The 15025-nt window shown below is 59.8% G+C and carries 16 protein-coding genes; 11 read left to right on the top strand and 5 right to left on the bottom strand.

The features are described 5' to 3' along the window. Positions 1-94: 94 nt before the first annotated feature. From ACYZT2_RS16265 to ACYZT2_RS16255, 3 genes are all read left to right on the top strand, one after another. Positions 95-1102: an ATP-binding protein gene (locus tag ACYZT2_RS16265; RefSeq protein ID WP_461965562.1), complete on the top strand. Its 1008-nt coding sequence runs from the start codon at positions 95-97 to the stop codon at positions 1100-1102. Positions 1103-1221: 119 nt separating this feature from the next. Beyond that, complete coding sequence (locus ACYZT2_RS16260; protein WP_461965560.1) at positions 1222-1767, top strand: vWA domain-containing protein; 546 nt, start codon at positions 1222-1224, stop codon at positions 1765-1767. Between the two features lie 185 nt (positions 1768-1952). Beyond that, complete coding sequence (locus ACYZT2_RS16255; protein WP_461965558.1) at positions 1953-3599, top strand: phospholipase D-like domain-containing protein; 1647 nt, start codon at positions 1953-1955, stop codon at positions 3597-3599. Between the two features lie 25 nt (positions 3600-3624). On the opposite strand, the gene ACYZT2_RS16250 is transcribed toward ACYZT2_RS16255, so the two are convergent. The 3 genes from ACYZT2_RS16250 to ACYZT2_RS16240 all read right to left on the bottom strand — a co-directional run bounded on the left by ACYZT2_RS16250 (position 3625) and on the right by ACYZT2_RS16240 (position 4844). Next, positions 3625-3759, bottom strand: a complete 135-nt coding sequence (locus tag ACYZT2_RS16250; protein ID WP_461973312.1) for a hypothetical protein — start codon at positions 3757-3759, stop codon at positions 3625-3627. A 127-nt stretch (positions 3760-3886) separates the two neighbouring features. Then, positions 3887-4336 (bottom strand): thioredoxin domain-containing protein, encoded by a 450-nt coding sequence (locus ACYZT2_RS16245; RefSeq protein WP_461965556.1) that lies wholly within the window; start codon positions 4334-4336, stop codon positions 3887-3889. A 103-nt stretch (positions 4337-4439) separates the two neighbouring features. Then, a complete protein-coding gene (locus ACYZT2_RS16240) occupies positions 4440-4844 on the bottom strand; it encodes a hypothetical protein (RefSeq protein ID WP_461965554.1) in 405 nt (134 codons plus the stop codon). A 423-nt stretch (positions 4845-5267) separates the two neighbouring features. On the opposite strand from ACYZT2_RS16240, the gene ACYZT2_RS16235 reads away from it, so the two are divergent. The 8 genes from ACYZT2_RS16235 to ACYZT2_RS16200 all read left to right on the top strand — a co-directional run bounded on the left by ACYZT2_RS16235 (position 5268) and on the right by ACYZT2_RS16200 (position 11936). Continuing rightward, positions 5268-6116, top strand: coding sequence for a transporter substrate-binding domain-containing protein (locus ACYZT2_RS16235; protein ID WP_461965552.1), 849 nt, complete (start codon positions 5268-5270; stop codon positions 6114-6116). Between the two features lie 52 nt (positions 6117-6168). Further along, positions 6169-6831, top strand: coding sequence for an amino acid ABC transporter permease (locus ACYZT2_RS16230; protein WP_109784714.1), 663 nt, complete (start codon positions 6169-6171; stop codon positions 6829-6831). A gap of 10 nt (positions 6832-6841) precedes the next feature. Next, complete coding sequence (locus ACYZT2_RS16225; RefSeq protein ID WP_461965549.1) at positions 6842-7504, top strand: amino acid ABC transporter permease; 663 nt, start codon at positions 6842-6844, stop codon at positions 7502-7504. Continuing rightward, complete coding sequence (locus ACYZT2_RS16220; RefSeq protein ID WP_461965547.1) at positions 7501-8292, top strand: amino acid ABC transporter ATP-binding protein; 792 nt, start codon at positions 7501-7503, stop codon at positions 8290-8292. The genes ACYZT2_RS16225 and ACYZT2_RS16220 overlap by 4 nt, the downstream gene beginning before the upstream one ends. A 24-nt stretch (positions 8293-8316) precedes the next feature. Then, complete coding sequence (locus ACYZT2_RS16215; RefSeq protein WP_461965545.1) at positions 8317-8706, top strand: RidA family protein; 390 nt, start codon at positions 8317-8319, stop codon at positions 8704-8706. A 143-nt stretch (positions 8707-8849) separates the two neighbouring features. Then, complete coding sequence (locus ACYZT2_RS16210; RefSeq protein ID WP_461965543.1) at positions 8850-9614, top strand: IclR family transcriptional regulator; 765 nt, start codon at positions 8850-8852, stop codon at positions 9612-9614. 39 nt (positions 9615-9653) lie between these two features. Then, positions 9654-10871: an amino acid deaminase gene (locus tag ACYZT2_RS16205; protein WP_461965541.1), complete on the top strand. Its 1218-nt coding sequence runs from the start codon at positions 9654-9656 to the stop codon at positions 10869-10871. Positions 10872-11003: 132 nt separating this feature from the next. After that, positions 11004-11936 (top strand): sugar kinase, encoded by a 933-nt coding sequence (locus ACYZT2_RS16200; protein ID WP_461965539.1) that lies wholly within the window; start codon positions 11004-11006, stop codon positions 11934-11936. Between the two features lie 146 nt (positions 11937-12082). Here the strand turns inward: ACYZT2_RS16200 and ACYZT2_RS16195 are convergent, their stop codons facing one another. Continuing rightward, positions 12083-12358 carry a peptidylprolyl isomerase gene (locus tag ACYZT2_RS16195; RefSeq protein WP_007898282.1) on the bottom strand — a complete coding sequence of 92 codons (276 nt, stop codon included), beginning with the start codon at positions 12356-12358 and terminating at the stop codon, positions 12083-12085. A 66-nt stretch (positions 12359-12424) separates the two neighbouring features. Next, complete coding sequence (locus tag ACYZT2_RS16190; RefSeq protein ID WP_461965537.1) at positions 12425-14962, bottom strand: PAS domain-containing hybrid sensor histidine kinase/response regulator; 2538 nt, start codon at positions 14960-14962, stop codon at positions 12425-12427. Positions 14963-15025: the final 63 nt, after the last annotated feature.

Raw genomic sequence — 15025 nt, 5'->3', positions numbered from 1 at the left:
GCGCTTAAATCTGTGGGAGCGAGCCTGCTCCCACAGGGATAAAGGTGCCTGTGATATTTGCTGATGGATCACCGACCATGACTGAGATTTAAAAATGACCGACAGCCCCCATTTCCCGCTCTCCGCCGTGGTCGGCGCCGATGACTTGAAGCTCGCGCTGTACCTGACCGCCATCGATCCAAAAATCGGTGGCGTACTGATCGAGGGGCCGCGCGGCATGGCCAAGTCGACCCTGGCCCGGGGCCTGGCGGATCTGTTGGCCAGCGGTCAATTCGTCACCTTGCCTCTGGGCGCCACCGAAGAACGGTTGGTGGGCACCCTCGACCTAGACGCGGCCCTGAGCGAAGGCCGCGCACAATTTTCTCCCGGTGTGTTGGCTAAGGCCGACGGCGGCGTGTTGTATGTCGATGAAGTCAATCTGCTGCCCGATCTCCTCGTGGACTTGCTGCTCGACGTGGCCGCCAGCGGCACCAACCTGATCGAGCGCGACGGGATTTCCCATCGGCATTCGGCGAAGTTCGTGCTGATCGGCACCATGAACCCGGAAGAGGGGGAGCTGCGTCCGCAATTGCTCGACCGCTTTGGCCTGAACGTCGCCCTCAGTGGTCACACCGCACCCGCCGAGCGCGGTCAGATCATTCGTCGTCGACTGGATTTCGACAGCGACCCGCAAGGGTTCTGCGCCGAGTGGGAAAGCCAGCAGCACGCACTGCGCGAGCGCTGCCAAAAGGCGCGTTCAGCACTGGCGAGCATTCCGCTGGACGATGCCGCGCTGGCGCAGATCACCGAGCGCTGCTTTGCTGCTGGCGTCGATGGCCTGCGGGCCGATCTGGTCTGGCTACGTGCTGCTCGGGCTCATGCAGCCTGGCGCGGAGCGAATGCCATTGGCGAAGAAGATATCGACGCGGTCGCCGAGTTTGCCTTGCGCCATCGCCGTCGCGAAAACTCGCCACCAGCGCCGCACCAATCCCCCGCAGCACAGCCGCCTTCCAATCAGAATCCCAACCCAAGCGAAGGTCAGGGCCAGTGGGGCGAAATGCCCGCCCAGGCGCTGCCGGTCGGCGCTCGACGTGAAGTGCCGAGCTGGCCAAAAAAGCCCTAGGCATTCGCCCTCGATCAGACGCGGGGGCGAATGCCAGACCCCGCGCAGGACGGCTGGATCACGGTAAACAGGGCAAACGTCATACAGCCCTGAGCGGCTCGATCAATTGGCCTGGCACCTTGCTCAATGGCCGACCGCGTCAACGCGACGATGTGCTGTTTCACCTGCGTACCCGCAGTCCTCATGAATTATGGCTGGTGATCGTCGACGCCTCGGCCTCGACCCGGCGCCATCAAGCGTTGAGCGATGCCAAGGGCCTGCTGGCGCAACTGTTCGACGATGCCTATCGACAGCGTGCACGCTTGGCGTTGCTGACCGCCAGCGGCCATGTGCCGAAGTGGCAGGTGCAAGGCTTGAAAGCCTCCGCGGGCTTGCGCGATTGGCTCGAGGGATTAGGTGCCGGTGGCGGTACGCCGATGCTGGCGGCGCTGGGCGAGGCAGGGCGTTGGCTGGCGGCACGGCAAAAACGCTTTCCTGCAGAGCAGCAAAGGCTGTTGCTGGTGACGGATGGACGGGTGAAGGAATGGTCAACGTTGCCGGCACTGGAGTGTCCGGGGCTGCTGATCGACATTGAGCGCGGGCCGATTCGCCTCGGTCGGGCAAAGATGTTGGCAGCGCAGCTGCAGGTTGATTATCGACATATCGATGAGCTGATTTCAGGTTGAGTTTTGTGCTGACACTATCGACCCCATCGCGAGCAGGCTCGCTCCCACATTTGATCCGCGGCGCTCACAAATCCCATGTGGGAGCGAGCCTGCTCGCGATGGCATCACCTCGGAATCGGATAATCGCAGCTCATCTACATCGCTGCCCTATGCTGCTGTAAGCAAGCCAATCACAGGAGTGACACATGCGCGTTCTAGCCCGCAACGATCAAGACGATTTTCGCGTCAAAGCCTACGCTGGCACCAACGGCGTGTTGCTGGCGTTCGATCTGGCCGAACCCCGTCGTAAAGGCCTGCTGGGTTTCGCCATCGAAAAACAGCAAGGCAGTAAACCCTGGTTGTTTCTGTTCAACAGCCTGACTTTCCCCGGTAAAACTCATACGTTCCCCCAATTTCACGCCACCCCCAGCGATACCGCGCCGTTGCAGAAATTTCGGTGGGCCGATTACGCGGTCAATCCAGGTGTGACGATCCATTATCGGATTCACTTGGCCTACGGCACCGCCGATGCGCCGCAGCTGGGTGAGTTTCTGGAAGTGACGCTCACCACCGACAATGGCCTTCCAGCGGGGCAGAACGTGATATTCAACCGGGCGGTGGCCGCGAGCCAGGCCTTCCAGCGCAAATTCGCCGACCTCGATGCGCTGCTCAGCGCCAACAAGAAACTGCCCATCGAAGCCTGGCCCGACGCGCCGCGACAATGGCTGGAAAATGGTTTGCTCGCACGCTTGCTCGGGTTCATCGAACGAGCCGAGGATGGCCAGTGGGCGCTGGACATTGCGATCTACGAATACCAGTTGAAGGTGATTGTTGATGCGGTGAACGCCGCGTTTGAGCGCGGCGTAAAGGTGCGGGTTCTGTACCACGCCCAACCGGACGAAGACACCACTGTGCTGAACGAAGCCAGCCTGGAAAAAATCCCGGCGGCGAACAAGCGCGGGCGGGTCACGCACAACATCTTTCACAACAAGTTCATGGTCCTGAGCCGGCTCGACGCAGCAGGGCTGCATCAGCCCGAAGCGGTACTCTGCGGCAGCACCAATTTCACCGCCAATGGCGTTTATCGTCAGGCCAACGTTGTGCATGTTTTGGACGACGCTGGGGTTAGTGCCAGTTATCTGCAAACCTTCGAGCAGCTCTGGGCCACGCCGGCGGACGTCGGCGCCACCCGGGAATGGCTCACGGAAAACAATCCGATGCAGCCGGATCAGGCGCTGTTCGCCGGCTTTTCACCGCGCTCGGGCCAGGGCGACTTGCGTGAGTTCGTCGAAATCATCGAATCAGCCAAAAAAGACCTGCTGTTTGTCACGGCGTTTGCCTTGCCGGACGAAGTGCTCAACGCGTTGCTCGGCTTGCCTAACGACGACATCTTGCGGTACGGCCTGCAAAACACCGTGAGCCGCATCACCGGTTTCCACGCTGACCGCACCGCTCAATTCGCCGCCACCGCGCTGCTCAATACGGGTCTGGAAGGCTGGCTCAAGGAAAACATGAAAGGCCAGAAGGGCAACCTGCTGGTGCACACCAAAGCCATCGTCGTCGACTTCACCACCGACACACCGACCATCATCAGCGGCAGCCACAACCTCAGCGCCGCGGCCAGCAACGGCAATGACGAGAACTACCTGATCATCCGTGGCGACACCAACCTGGCCGATCGTTATGGGCTGGAACTGCTGCGCTTTTACGAGCATTACCGGTTCCGCTACTTTGCAAAGAAACTGCAACTCAAGCAGGTCCGGCCATTGGCTCCGGATGACAGCTGGACCGATGACTATTATCTCGAGGGCGATTTGCGCATGTTGTCGCGGTTGCGCTTCGCCGGACGATGAACAGCCTGGCGGGTTTCATCTTCGGTTATTTGCCCATGGCCTGCCGGTACTGACGGGTACGTCGAGCGATGTACAACTGGTCAAGAATCAACGCCCATACCGCCGAGACTTGCGGTCTGGGCTTGCGCCCGCGGTTCAATAGCGAGCGCCGCAGAATCACGGGTGTACCCGGTCGGCGTAGGAGCTGCCGCAGGCTGCGATCTTTTGATCTTCGGCGTCAGTTGCAACGATAAGATCAAAAGATCGCAGCCTGCGGCAGCTCCTACGGGGGCGTACGAACGCAGGCCTTAAGCATTACTCATCAACCGTACATTCAATAGCTCCCGTGCCCGAGGCGCGGTACACAAAGTGCTGAAGGTTTTCTGCAACCATGGCAAGTCGTGGCGGGGTTTGCGGGCAATCTGTTTGGGTCTGAGCTTGCCGATGTGCTTTTTGAAATTTTCTTCCAGGGTTTCCCGGGTTCCAATCCCCTTGAGCTTCTTCAGAAGCTTCCCTTCCTTGTAAAACAGCACAGTGGGTGTGCCGGTGACGTCCGGGTGTCGAGGGGATTCGCTGGTGTTCAGCATATAGATGTTCGCGTGATGGCGATATCGTTCGCCAATCTGACGAAAAATCGGCCCGGCTGTTTCGCAGGCCGGACAGTGCTGATTGCCGAAATACAGGATCACCGGCCGCCAGGTTTTCAGGGCCTTGCGGTAGGTGGGGGGTAATGTTGAGTGGGGGGCTGTCGAGTTCATTGAAAAACTCCTTTCTCTCGGGATGCATCGGCGGCGTGCTAACGCGAAACAAAACGCGAGTCAGCGCCATACAATAACTCGCGTGTCAGGCCTCAGCGGTGTACTAGAGAAGCTTCGATAGCGTCACATCGCCGAAGTAAGAGCTCAAAGTGCCGAACTCACCGTCATTAGCTTCCAGCGTGACTTTGAACTTTATCGTGGAGATCTGGACTTCGAATTTTTTGGATAACACGGTCCAGTCTTGACCGCCATGGAGGTCAAGGTAAACCGGCTCGCCTGTGGGGATCGGCTGCACTTGAATCCGGGCAGCAGAGCCGGGGAGAGTTTTCATTCTTGCGGACAGCATGAACTGTCCACCGGCGCCGGGACCGGTGGGGACGTCCTGACTGATCGAATCCGGGGCAGCGATAATGCAATGCCCGGTTACATAGCTCACGTTCTCTGGATTAGTCGCTGTCCATTCATTGCCTTGCTGAGAAAAGTCACCGTTCTTGATCAAATTAGCCATTGCAAAAATCCTTTTTGGAATCGTTCGTTTTTAGTGGTTTGCACCGCATTGAGGTGCTGAGTAATTAGGCAATTCGAATAGGCATTCCACAACTGTCAGTTCTGACAGGTAAGTCAGTAAACCCGATGAGCGGTCACTTGCAGTCAAGAACCTCGCGGCGTCTGTCTCCGGCACTGGGTGCATGGATTGATCGCACAGCACCTGAATGTGGCGTTACTTCCCAATGGGTTGCGTTCGGTAGCGAACGCATGCCAGGGGGCGTGCGAGATAGTTCCAATGGTTTTTTTCTAACCAACTGAATCAACTGGATTTTCATAACCCAGGATTTTCTGCCGATTCTGTGGCACACTTTCTGCTGTCTATTCCGTTGTTACATACCAAGTTCCGGTATAGCGGAATAAACATGACCCTGGAGTGCTTGCCATGCATCGCCGACCTTCTTTGTTTAAAGCGTGTGTTTTCGTTCTCGCGGCTTGGGCCGCTGTCATGGGTGTCGCCCAAGCGGCAGACAGCAAGCTCGACAGCGTGCTGGCCCGTGGGAAGTTGATCGTGGGCACGGGCAGTACCAATGCGCCGTGGCACTTCCAGGGAGCGGATGGCAAGTTGCAGGGTTTTGATATTGATATCGCGCGGATGGTGGCTAAAGGATTGTTCAACGACCCGAGCAAAGTCGAGTTTGTGGTGCAGTCGTCCGATGCGCGAGTTCCCAATCTGCTGACCGACAAGGTCGACATGAGTTGCCAGTTCATCACCGTGACCGCCAGCCGCGCCCAGCAAGTGGCGTTCACCCTGCCGTACTACCGCGAAGGTGTGGGCCTGTTGTTGCCGGCCAACAGCAAATACAAGGAAATCGACGACCTGAAAGCCGCCGGTGACGGTGTGATCGTGGCGGTGCTGCAGAACGTGTACGCCGAAGAACTGGTGCATCAGGCGTTGCCCAAGGCCAAGGTCGACCAGTACGACAGCGTGGATTTGATGTATCAGGCGGTGAACTCCGGCCGTGCCGATGCGGCGGCCACCGATCAGTCGTCGGTGAAATACCTGATGGTGCAGAACCCTGGTCGCTATCGCAGCCCGGCCTATGCCTGGAGCCCGCAAACCTACGCGTGTGCGGTCAAACGCGGCGATCAGGACTGGCTGAACTTCGTCAACACTGTGCTGCATGAAGCCATGACTGGCGTTGAGTTCCCGACTTACGCGGCGTCGTTCAAGCAGTGGTTCGGTGTAGACCTTCCGACACCTACGATCGGTTTCCCCGTCGAATACAAATGATCCCGTGAGAGCGGGGCGGTTTTAAATCGCCCCGCTCAAGGTACTGCTGACCATGAACTATCAGTTGAATTTTGCCGCCGTCTGGCGCGACTTCGACACCTTGCTGGCGGGGCTCGGTCTGGGTCTTGAGCTGGCGCTGGTGTCGATCGCCATCGGTTGCGTGATCGGCCTGATGATGGCGTTTGCTTTGCTGTCAAAGCACCGCGCGTTACGGGTGCTGGCTTCGGTGTATGTGACGGTGATCCGTAATACGCCGATTCTGGTGTTGATCCTGTTGATCTACTTCGCGTTGCCAAGCCTTGGCATTCGTCTGGACAAGATCCCGTCGTTCATCATCACCCTGTCGCTGTATGCCGGGGCGTACCTGACCGAAGTGTTTCGCGGCGGGTTGTTGAGCATTCCCAAGGGGCTACGTGAAGCCGGCCTGGCTATCGGGCTCGGTGAGTGGCAGGTCAAGGCGTACGTCACCGTGCCGGTGATGCTGCGCAATGTGCTGCCGGCCCTGTCGAACAACTTCATTTCGCTGTTCAAGGACACTTCGTTAGCGGCGGCGATTGCCGTGCCGGAGCTGACCTATTACGCGCGCAAGATCAATGTCGAGAGCTACCGGGTGATTGAAACCTGGCTGGTGACCACAGCGCTCTATGTTGCGGCCTGTTACCTCATTGCCATGATGCTGCGTTACCTCGAACAGCGTCTGGCGATTCGCCGATAGGAGGCCTCCCATGTACGAATCCCCCAGTTGGTTGCATGAGTTATGGGTGGCGCGGGAAGTCCTGTGGCAGGGTTTTCTGACCAGTGTGCAGTGCTCGGCGCTGGCGATTTTGCTGGGCACGCTGCTCGGCATCGTTGCAGGTTTAGTGCTCACCTATGGCACGTTCTGGATGCGTGCGCCGTTCCGGTTTTACGTCGACATCATTCGCGGCACGCCGGTGTTTGTATTGGTGTTGGCCTGCTTCTACATGGCGCCGGCACTGGGCTGGCAAATCAGCGCATTCGGGGCGGGCACCTTGGGGCTGACGCTGTTTTGCGGCTCCCACGTCGCCGAGATTGTGCGCGGTGCATTGCAAGCGCTGCCCAGTGGCCAGATGGAAGCGAGCAAGGCCATCGGCCTGACGTTTTACCAGGCACTGGGCTACGTGTTGTTGCCCCAGGCGTTGCGGCAGATCTTGCCGACCTGGGTCAACTCGTCCACCGAGATCGTCAAGGCCTCGACGCTGTTGTCGGTGATCGGCGTTGCCGAATTGCTGCTCAGCACTCAGCAGATCATCGCCCGGACGTTCATGACCCTGGAGTTTTACCTGTTCGCCGGTTTGCTCTTTTTCATCATCAATTACGCCATCGAATTACTCGGCCGGCACATTGAAAAGCGGGTGGCCTTGCCATGACACAAGCTCAAGTTTCGACACAGGATCAAGCGCTGCTGGACATCCGCGGCCTGCACAAACAATACGGCCAGCTCGAAGTGCTCAAGGGCGTCGACTTGACCCTGCAGCGCGGCAACGTGGTCACGCTGATCGGCTCCAGCGGCTCAGGCAAAACCACGCTGCTGCGCTGCGTGAACATGCTCGAAGAGTTCCAGGGCGGGCAGATTCTGCTCGATGGCGAATCCATCGGCTATCACGAGGTCAACGGCAAGCGCGTGCGGCACCCGGAAAAAGTCATCGCCCGGCATCGCGCCATGACTGGCATGGCGTTCCAGCAATTCAATCTGTTCCCGCACCTCACCGCGCTGCAGAACGTCACCCTTGGCTTGCTCAAGGTCAAAAAGCTGCATAAGGATGAAGCCGTTTCGCTGGCGGAAAAATGGCTGGAGCGGGTTGGCCTGCTGGAACGTCGCGATCATTACCCCGGTCAGTTGTCCGGCGGCCAGCAACAGCGCGTGGCGATTGCCCGGGCAATTGCGATGAACCCAAGCCTGATGCTGTTCGATGAAGTCACCTCGGCCCTCGACCCGGAGCTGGTCGGCGAAGTGCTGAACGTGATCAAGGGGTTGGCCGAAGACGGCATGACCATGCTGCTGGTGACCCACGAAATGCGCTTTGCCTTCGAGGTGTCGGACAAGATCGTGTTCATGAATCAGGGGCGGATCGAAGAGCAGGGGCCGCCCAAGGAACTGTTCGAACGCCCGCAATCGCCGCGTCTGGCGGAATTCCTCAAGAACACTCGCTTTTAACTTTTTCAATCAGGAGAAACACCCATGAGCATTACTCGTTACGGCACCGGCAGCACCGCCGGTGGCGGCCAGCCCCGTCCTTTCGCCCGCGCCGTCGAAGCCGATGGCTGGCTGCACGTGTCTGGCCAGGTGCCGGCGCTGGATGGCGAAATCATTGTGGGCGGCATTGTCGAGCAGACTCACCAGACCATGAAAAACCTGATCGCGATTCTGCAAGAGGCCGGTTACGGTCTGGAAGACGTGGTCCGTACCGGCGTGTGGCTGGAAGACCCGCGGGATTTCTGGAGTTTCAATAAAGTGTTTTCCGAGTACTTCAAAAGCGAACATGCACCGGCGAGGGCGTGTGTGCAGGCGAACATGATGGTCGACTGCAAGGTCGAGATTGACTGCATCGCGTACAAGAAAAAGGCCTGAACCGCGGTGACTTCATCGCGAGCAGGCTCGCTCCCACAGGGTAAAGCAATCCAATGTGGGAGCGAGCCTGCTCGCGATGGCGGCCTAACGGTCGCCACCGCACTCTGGTTAAACTCCCGGCACTTTGAATGGGAACCTGAAACATGACCGAAGACACCATCAAGCGCCGGGCTCGCGGTCTGGACCGGGCGTTCGACATTCTCGATTTCCTCAAGGAAATCGGCCAGCCCCTACGCCCGAATGAAATCGCCAGCGGCATCGGCAGCCCGAAATCCACGGTCTACGAACTGGTCGCGTCCTTGTTGGAACGGCGCATTCTCGAACCTGTGGGCAAGGACGGTCACGTTTACCTCGGCCGTCAGCTGTACTTCCTCGGGCAGGCGCATTTGCGTCATTTCGACCTGACCCGCGAGGCCGATCTTGCCTTGCAAGAGATCGTCAGCCAGACCCGTGAAACCGCGCAGATGTGCCTGCTCAATGGGCGCAAATACACCGTGGCGTTGATGAAAGAGGGCGAGCGGCATTTCCGCATTTCCTCGGACATCGGCGAGAACGCGCCAATCCCCTGGACCGCTTCCGGGCGCCTGTTGCTGGCGCACCTGAGCGATCAGCAGATCGTCGATTTGATCGACCCCGACGACTTCATCCTGCCCGATGGCGAACGTCTGCCGCTGGAGCGGTTTCTCGAGGAAATCCGCCAGGCCGCTATCGACGGATTCTTTTCCTTCGATAGCGTCGCCGACACGTTTACCCATTGCTTCGCCGCCCCGGTGAAAGACCCGAACGGCGTGGCCATTGCGACCCTGTGCATCGTCGCCCCACGGGCCGATGCGAAGAACAATTACAACGACTATCGCCGGGTGCTGATCGACAGCGCCAACAGCCTGGCCCGTCGCATCAACGAATAATAGCGGCTGCCTGCGGCCGCGAATGTGAGGAGTTCGACTATGTCTTCTGCCAAAAATACTGCCGCCGTGGAAAAGGGCTTTGCCCACACAGGCGCCAATCTTGTGCGCGACGTCAGCCTGCCTGCGCTGGTGCTGCACCGCGAAGCGCTGGAACACAACATTCGCTGGATGCAGGACTTTGTCAGCAACAGCGGCGCGGAACTGGCGCCGCACGGTAAAACCAGCATGACCCCGGCGCTGTTTCGCCGCCAACTGGACGCCGGTGCCTGGGGCATCACCCTGGCCAGTGCCACGCAAACCCGCGCGGCTTACGCCCATGGCGTGCATCGGGCGCTGATGGCCAACCAATTGGTCGGCACGCCGAACATGGCGCTGATCGCTGATCTGTTGGCAGACCCGACCTTCGATTTCTATTGCATGGTCGATCACCCGGATAACGTCGCGGACCTCGGCGCGTATTTCGCCTCGCGCGGTGTGCGCCTGAACGTGATGATCGAGTACGGCGTGGTCGGCGGTCGTTGCGGTTGCCGCAGCGAAGCCGAAGTGCTGGCGCTGGCCAAGGCTATCGCGGCGCAACCGGCGTTGGCGCTGACCGGGATCGAGGGTTACGAAGGGGTGATTCACGGCGATCACGCGGTGAGCGGTATCCGTGAGTTCGCCGATTCTCTGGTGCATCTGGCCATGCAATTGCAGGACAGTGGAGCGTTCGCCATTGCCAAGCCGATCATCACGGCGTCAGGTTCGGCCTGGTACGACCTGATCGCCGAGTCGTTCGAAACGCAGAATGCCGGCGGGCGTTTCCTCAGCGTGCTGCGTCCTGGCAGTTACGTGGCCCACGACCATGGTATCTACAAAGAAGCGCAATGCTGCGTGCTCGACCGTCGCAGCGACCTGCACGAAGGTTTGCGCCCGGCGCTGGAAGTCTGGGCGCATGTGCAGTCATTGCCGGAACCGGGTTTCGCGGTGATCGCCCTGGGCAAGCGCGACGTCGCCTATGACGCCGGTTTGCCGGTGCCGTTGCTGCGTTACAAGGCCGGCGTGGTGCCGGCAACCGGCGATGATGTGAGTGCCTGCAAGGTGACGGCGGTGATGGACCAGCACGCGTTCATGACCGTGGCGCCGGGGGTTGAATTGCGCGTGGGCGATATCATTTCGTTCGGTACTTCGCACCCGTGCCTGACGTTCGACAAGTGGCGCATTGGGTGTTTGGTGGATGAGCAACTGAATGTCATCGAAACCATGGAAACCTGTTTCTAAGGTTCCAGACCGAGGTGCGGCCATCGCGAGCAGGCTCGCTCCCACAATGGAATGCGTTTCCCCTGTGGGAGCGAGCCTGCTCGCGATGGGGCCATACCAGACAACTCAGAAACACCAGAGACTACAAAAACAATGAGCAGCATCAACACCCTGGGCCCCAACACCCCGCGCATCGCCCTGATCGGCGAGTGCATGATCGAATTGCAGCAGCGCGCCGACGGCACGCTGCAACAAAGCTTCGGCGGCGATACCCTGAACACGGCGGTCTACCTGGCCCGTGAACTGGGCAATGGCGGTACGGTGGATTACGTCACCGCCCTGGGCGATGACAGTTTCAGCGACGCGATGTGCCAGAGTTGGGCCAGCGAAAACATCGGGCTAGACATGGTCCAGCGTTTGCCCGGTCGCTTGCCTGGCCTGTATTGCATCCAGACCGATGCGGCCGGCGAGCGGCGCTTTCTCTACTGGCGCAACGAAGCGGCAGTGCGCGATTGCTTTACCACTCCAGCGGCCGCGCCGATTCTGGCGGCGCTGCCGGATTACGACGTGTTGTATTTCAGCGGCATCACCCTTGCGGTGCTCGGTGTGCAGGGGCGGGAAAAACTGCTGGAAACCCTGATCGAAGCCCGGCAACGGGATGCGCGGATCGTGTTCGACAACAATTATCGACCACGCCTGTGGGCGTCGATTGAAGAGGCACGAGCGGCTTATCGCAGCGTTCTGCCCTATATCGACCTGGCGTTGGTGACGGTTGACGACGAGCAGGCGCTGTTCCACTTTTCCGATTGCGCGGCGGTGTTTGCCGCTTACGAGCAGATGGGCACACCGGAAGTGGTGCTCAAGCGCGGTGCCGAGGCGTGTCTGATTCGCTGTGACGGTGAGTCGTTCGAAGTGCCGGCTCAGGTAGTCGACCGGGTGGTGGACACCACGGCGGCGGGGGATTCGTTCAGCGCGGCGTATTTGGCTTGTCGGCTCAAGGGTGGCAGCCCGGTTGAGGCTGCCGAGTCGGGGCACAGGTTGGCGAGTCGGGTGATTCAGGTGCCGGGGGCGTTGATTCCAAGGTAAGCGGAGGATGGCCGTTTGCTGCGCAATCGGTTCGCGAGCAAGCCCGCTCCCGCATTATTAGATCTTCAGTGAACACATAACGGGTGAACACCACCGATCAAATGTGGGAGCGGGCTTGCTCGCGAAGGGGCCCTAAAGCCAGCCACTCAATCCCGGTAAAACACCTGCACCAGGTGATAACCAAATTTGCTCTTGATCGGCCCATGCACCACCCGCAGCGGTTTTTTGAAGATCACCGCATCAATCACCCCGACCATCTGCCCGGGCCGCACTTCGCCCAGGTCGCCGCCGCGTTTGCCGGACGGGCACGTGGAGTATTTCTTGGCCAGCACATCGAAGGCTTCGCCCTTGGCGATGCGTTGTTTGAGCTGCTCGGCTTCTTCCGAGGTTTTCACCAGAATATGGCGGGCTTGGGCTTTCATTGGCAGTACCTTGCAACGGTGGTGGCTATGTTGGTGCCAGCGTGGGGCGCGCGATTATGCCTTAACTCAGTCCGCTTGGCCGATCATCGTGCGAATCTTGTTGGCCAACAGGTCAATGGAAAACGGTTTGGCCACCATGTCCATGCCTTCTTCCAGGAAGCCCTGGCGTTCGGCGGCTTTTTCCGCATAACCGGTCATGAACAGCACCTTCAGATCCGGGCGATGTTGACGCGCGATTTCCGCCAGCTGCCGACCGTTCATGCCCGGCAATCCGACATCGGTCACCAACAGATCGACCCGCAGGTCGGATTCCAGCAAGGGTAGGGCGGCCTTTGCGTCTTCGGCTTCATGGGCGTGATAACCCAACTCATTGAGCAGGTCGAGCACCAGCATGCGCACCGCCGAATCGTCTTCCACCAACACCACGGTTTCACCGGCAACCGCTGCCGGTGTCTCGCCGGTGGCCGGCAGCAACGAGTGTTCCGGTACCGCGACATGCAACCGTGGCAGATACAGGCGAACGCTGGTGCCTTGGCCCGGCAGGCTGTGAAGGCTGACGTGCCCGCCCGACTGCTGGGCGAAGCCATAGATCATCGACAGTCCAAGGCCGGTGCCCTGGCCGATGGGTTTGGTGGTGAAAAACGGGTCGAAGGCCTTGGCCAACACTGTCGGGCTCATGCCGGTGCCGTTGTCGCTTACCGCAATCATCAGGTAATCCCCGGCCCTGACCGGCTCCAGTGGGGTAATGTCGCTACCGTCGAGGTGAACGTTGGCTGTTTCGATCAGCAGCTCGCCGCCTTCGGGCATGGCATCCCGGGCATTGATGACCAGGTTGAGCAGGGCGTTTTCCAGTTGGCTGACGTCGGTGCTGACCGGCCAGACTTCATCGGCCAGCTGCATTTTGAGCTCGATAGGGTCGCCCTTGGTCCGGCGGAACAAATCTTCCAGAGAATGCACCAGTTGATTGGCATTCAGCGGCTTGCGATCCAGCGACTGACGCCGGGAGAAGGCCAGCAACCGATGGGTCAGGGCGGCGGCGCGGTGGGCCGAAGACACCGCGGCTTCGGTAAAACGACCGATCTCGGCGGCACGCCCGTCGGCGATGTAGCGCTGCATCAAATCGAGGCTGCCAATGATCCCGGTAAGCATGTTGTTGAAGTCATGGGCGATGCCGCCGGTGAGCTGTCCCACCGCTTCCATTTTCTGCGCATGCCGCAAGGCGTCTTCGGCGCGCTCGCGTTCGAACATCTCGTTCTGCAGCCGCTGGTTGGCTTCGGCCAATTGCTGAGTGCGGGCGCTCACGCGTTCTTCCAGGGTTTCGTTGAGGTTGCGCAGGGCTTCTTCGGTCTGTTTGCGCTCAGTCTCGTCGATCACGAAGATGTAAAACCCATTGACCGCGCCGTCCGCGCCATGACGCGGCAGGTAGTTCATCAGGGCCTGACGGGTGCTGCCATCGCGATGCGCGGCGCTGATGCTGAAACTGCAGGCCTTGCCTTTCAGCGCCTCGGCGATGTGTTCGCCGCGCAGGGCATAGGCTTCATCGCCCAGCACTTCGCGGATGGTACGGCCGTAAAGCTCCTGGGGCGTCAGGCCGTACCATTCCAGATAAGCAGCATTGTTCAGGCGAAAGCGCTCCTCACTGTCGACGTAACTGATCAGGATCGGCATGGCGTTGATGATCAGTTGCAGCTCGGTCTGGCTCTGGCGAAGGGCTTGTTCGATGTGTTTGCGTTCGGTCAGGTCCAATGCGGCGCCGAGGAAACGAATCGGCCGGCCATGATGATCCTTGTAGCAACGACCCCGGGCAAACACCCAGCGCAATTGGCCGTCGGTTTGCAGCAAGCGATATTCCTCGGCGTACTCGCTGCCATGGGTGATGCAATGCTTGATGCTGCGGGCAATCATGGCGCGGTCTTCCGGGTGCACGCCGTGGAGGTATTCGCTGATGGGCAACTGGCTGGCCAGGCCTGCGTCGACGCCATGCAATTGGGCGAAATGGGCGTCGGCGATAAAACGGTCTTCGCCGATGTCCCAGTCCCAGGTGCCGACGGCATCGGTGGCGGCCAGCGCCAGTTGCAGGCGCTGCTCGGTTTCCTGCTGGGCCTTGAGGCTCGCGGCGGAGCGTTGCTCGAGTTCCAGGGCGATGCGACGGCGTTCGTTGGTTTCGATGGCCGTGACCAGAATCCCGGCGACCTCGGCGCTTTCATTGCGAATGGGGCTGTAGGTCAAATCCAGCCAGAAGTCGGAATCTCGCCCGTCGCGCTGCAAGGTAAAGCGCTGTTCGCTGTAGGTCCGCACCTGGCCCTGTAGGACGGCGCTGTAAATCGGGTCGGTGAAGTCTTTCAGTTCTGGCCAGATCTGGTGCGTCGGTTGTCCGAAAGCGTGAGGGTGCTTGCTGCCGGCGAGGAAGGCGAAACCGTCGTTGTAGATCTGGGTGAGCTGCGGGCCCCACAGCAACAGCATCGGCATCGGCGAGTGAATCACAATGTCCACGGCGGTGCGCAGGCTCTGCGGCCAGTGATCGGAGGCGCCCAGCGGGTTGTCTGTCCAGTCCAGTCGGGCAATCAAGGCCTGGGCGTCGCTGGCGGTCGGTGGTGCGTTCATTACAATGTCCTGCGCGTGAGTCGGTGTGGCGGCGTCTACTATCCTTGCAGGGTGGTAGACGCT

The sequence above is a fragment of the Pseudomonas sp. MDT1-85 genome (genome assembly GCF_054898065.1).
This window is presented reverse-complemented; position numbering and strand designations above follow the sequence as displayed.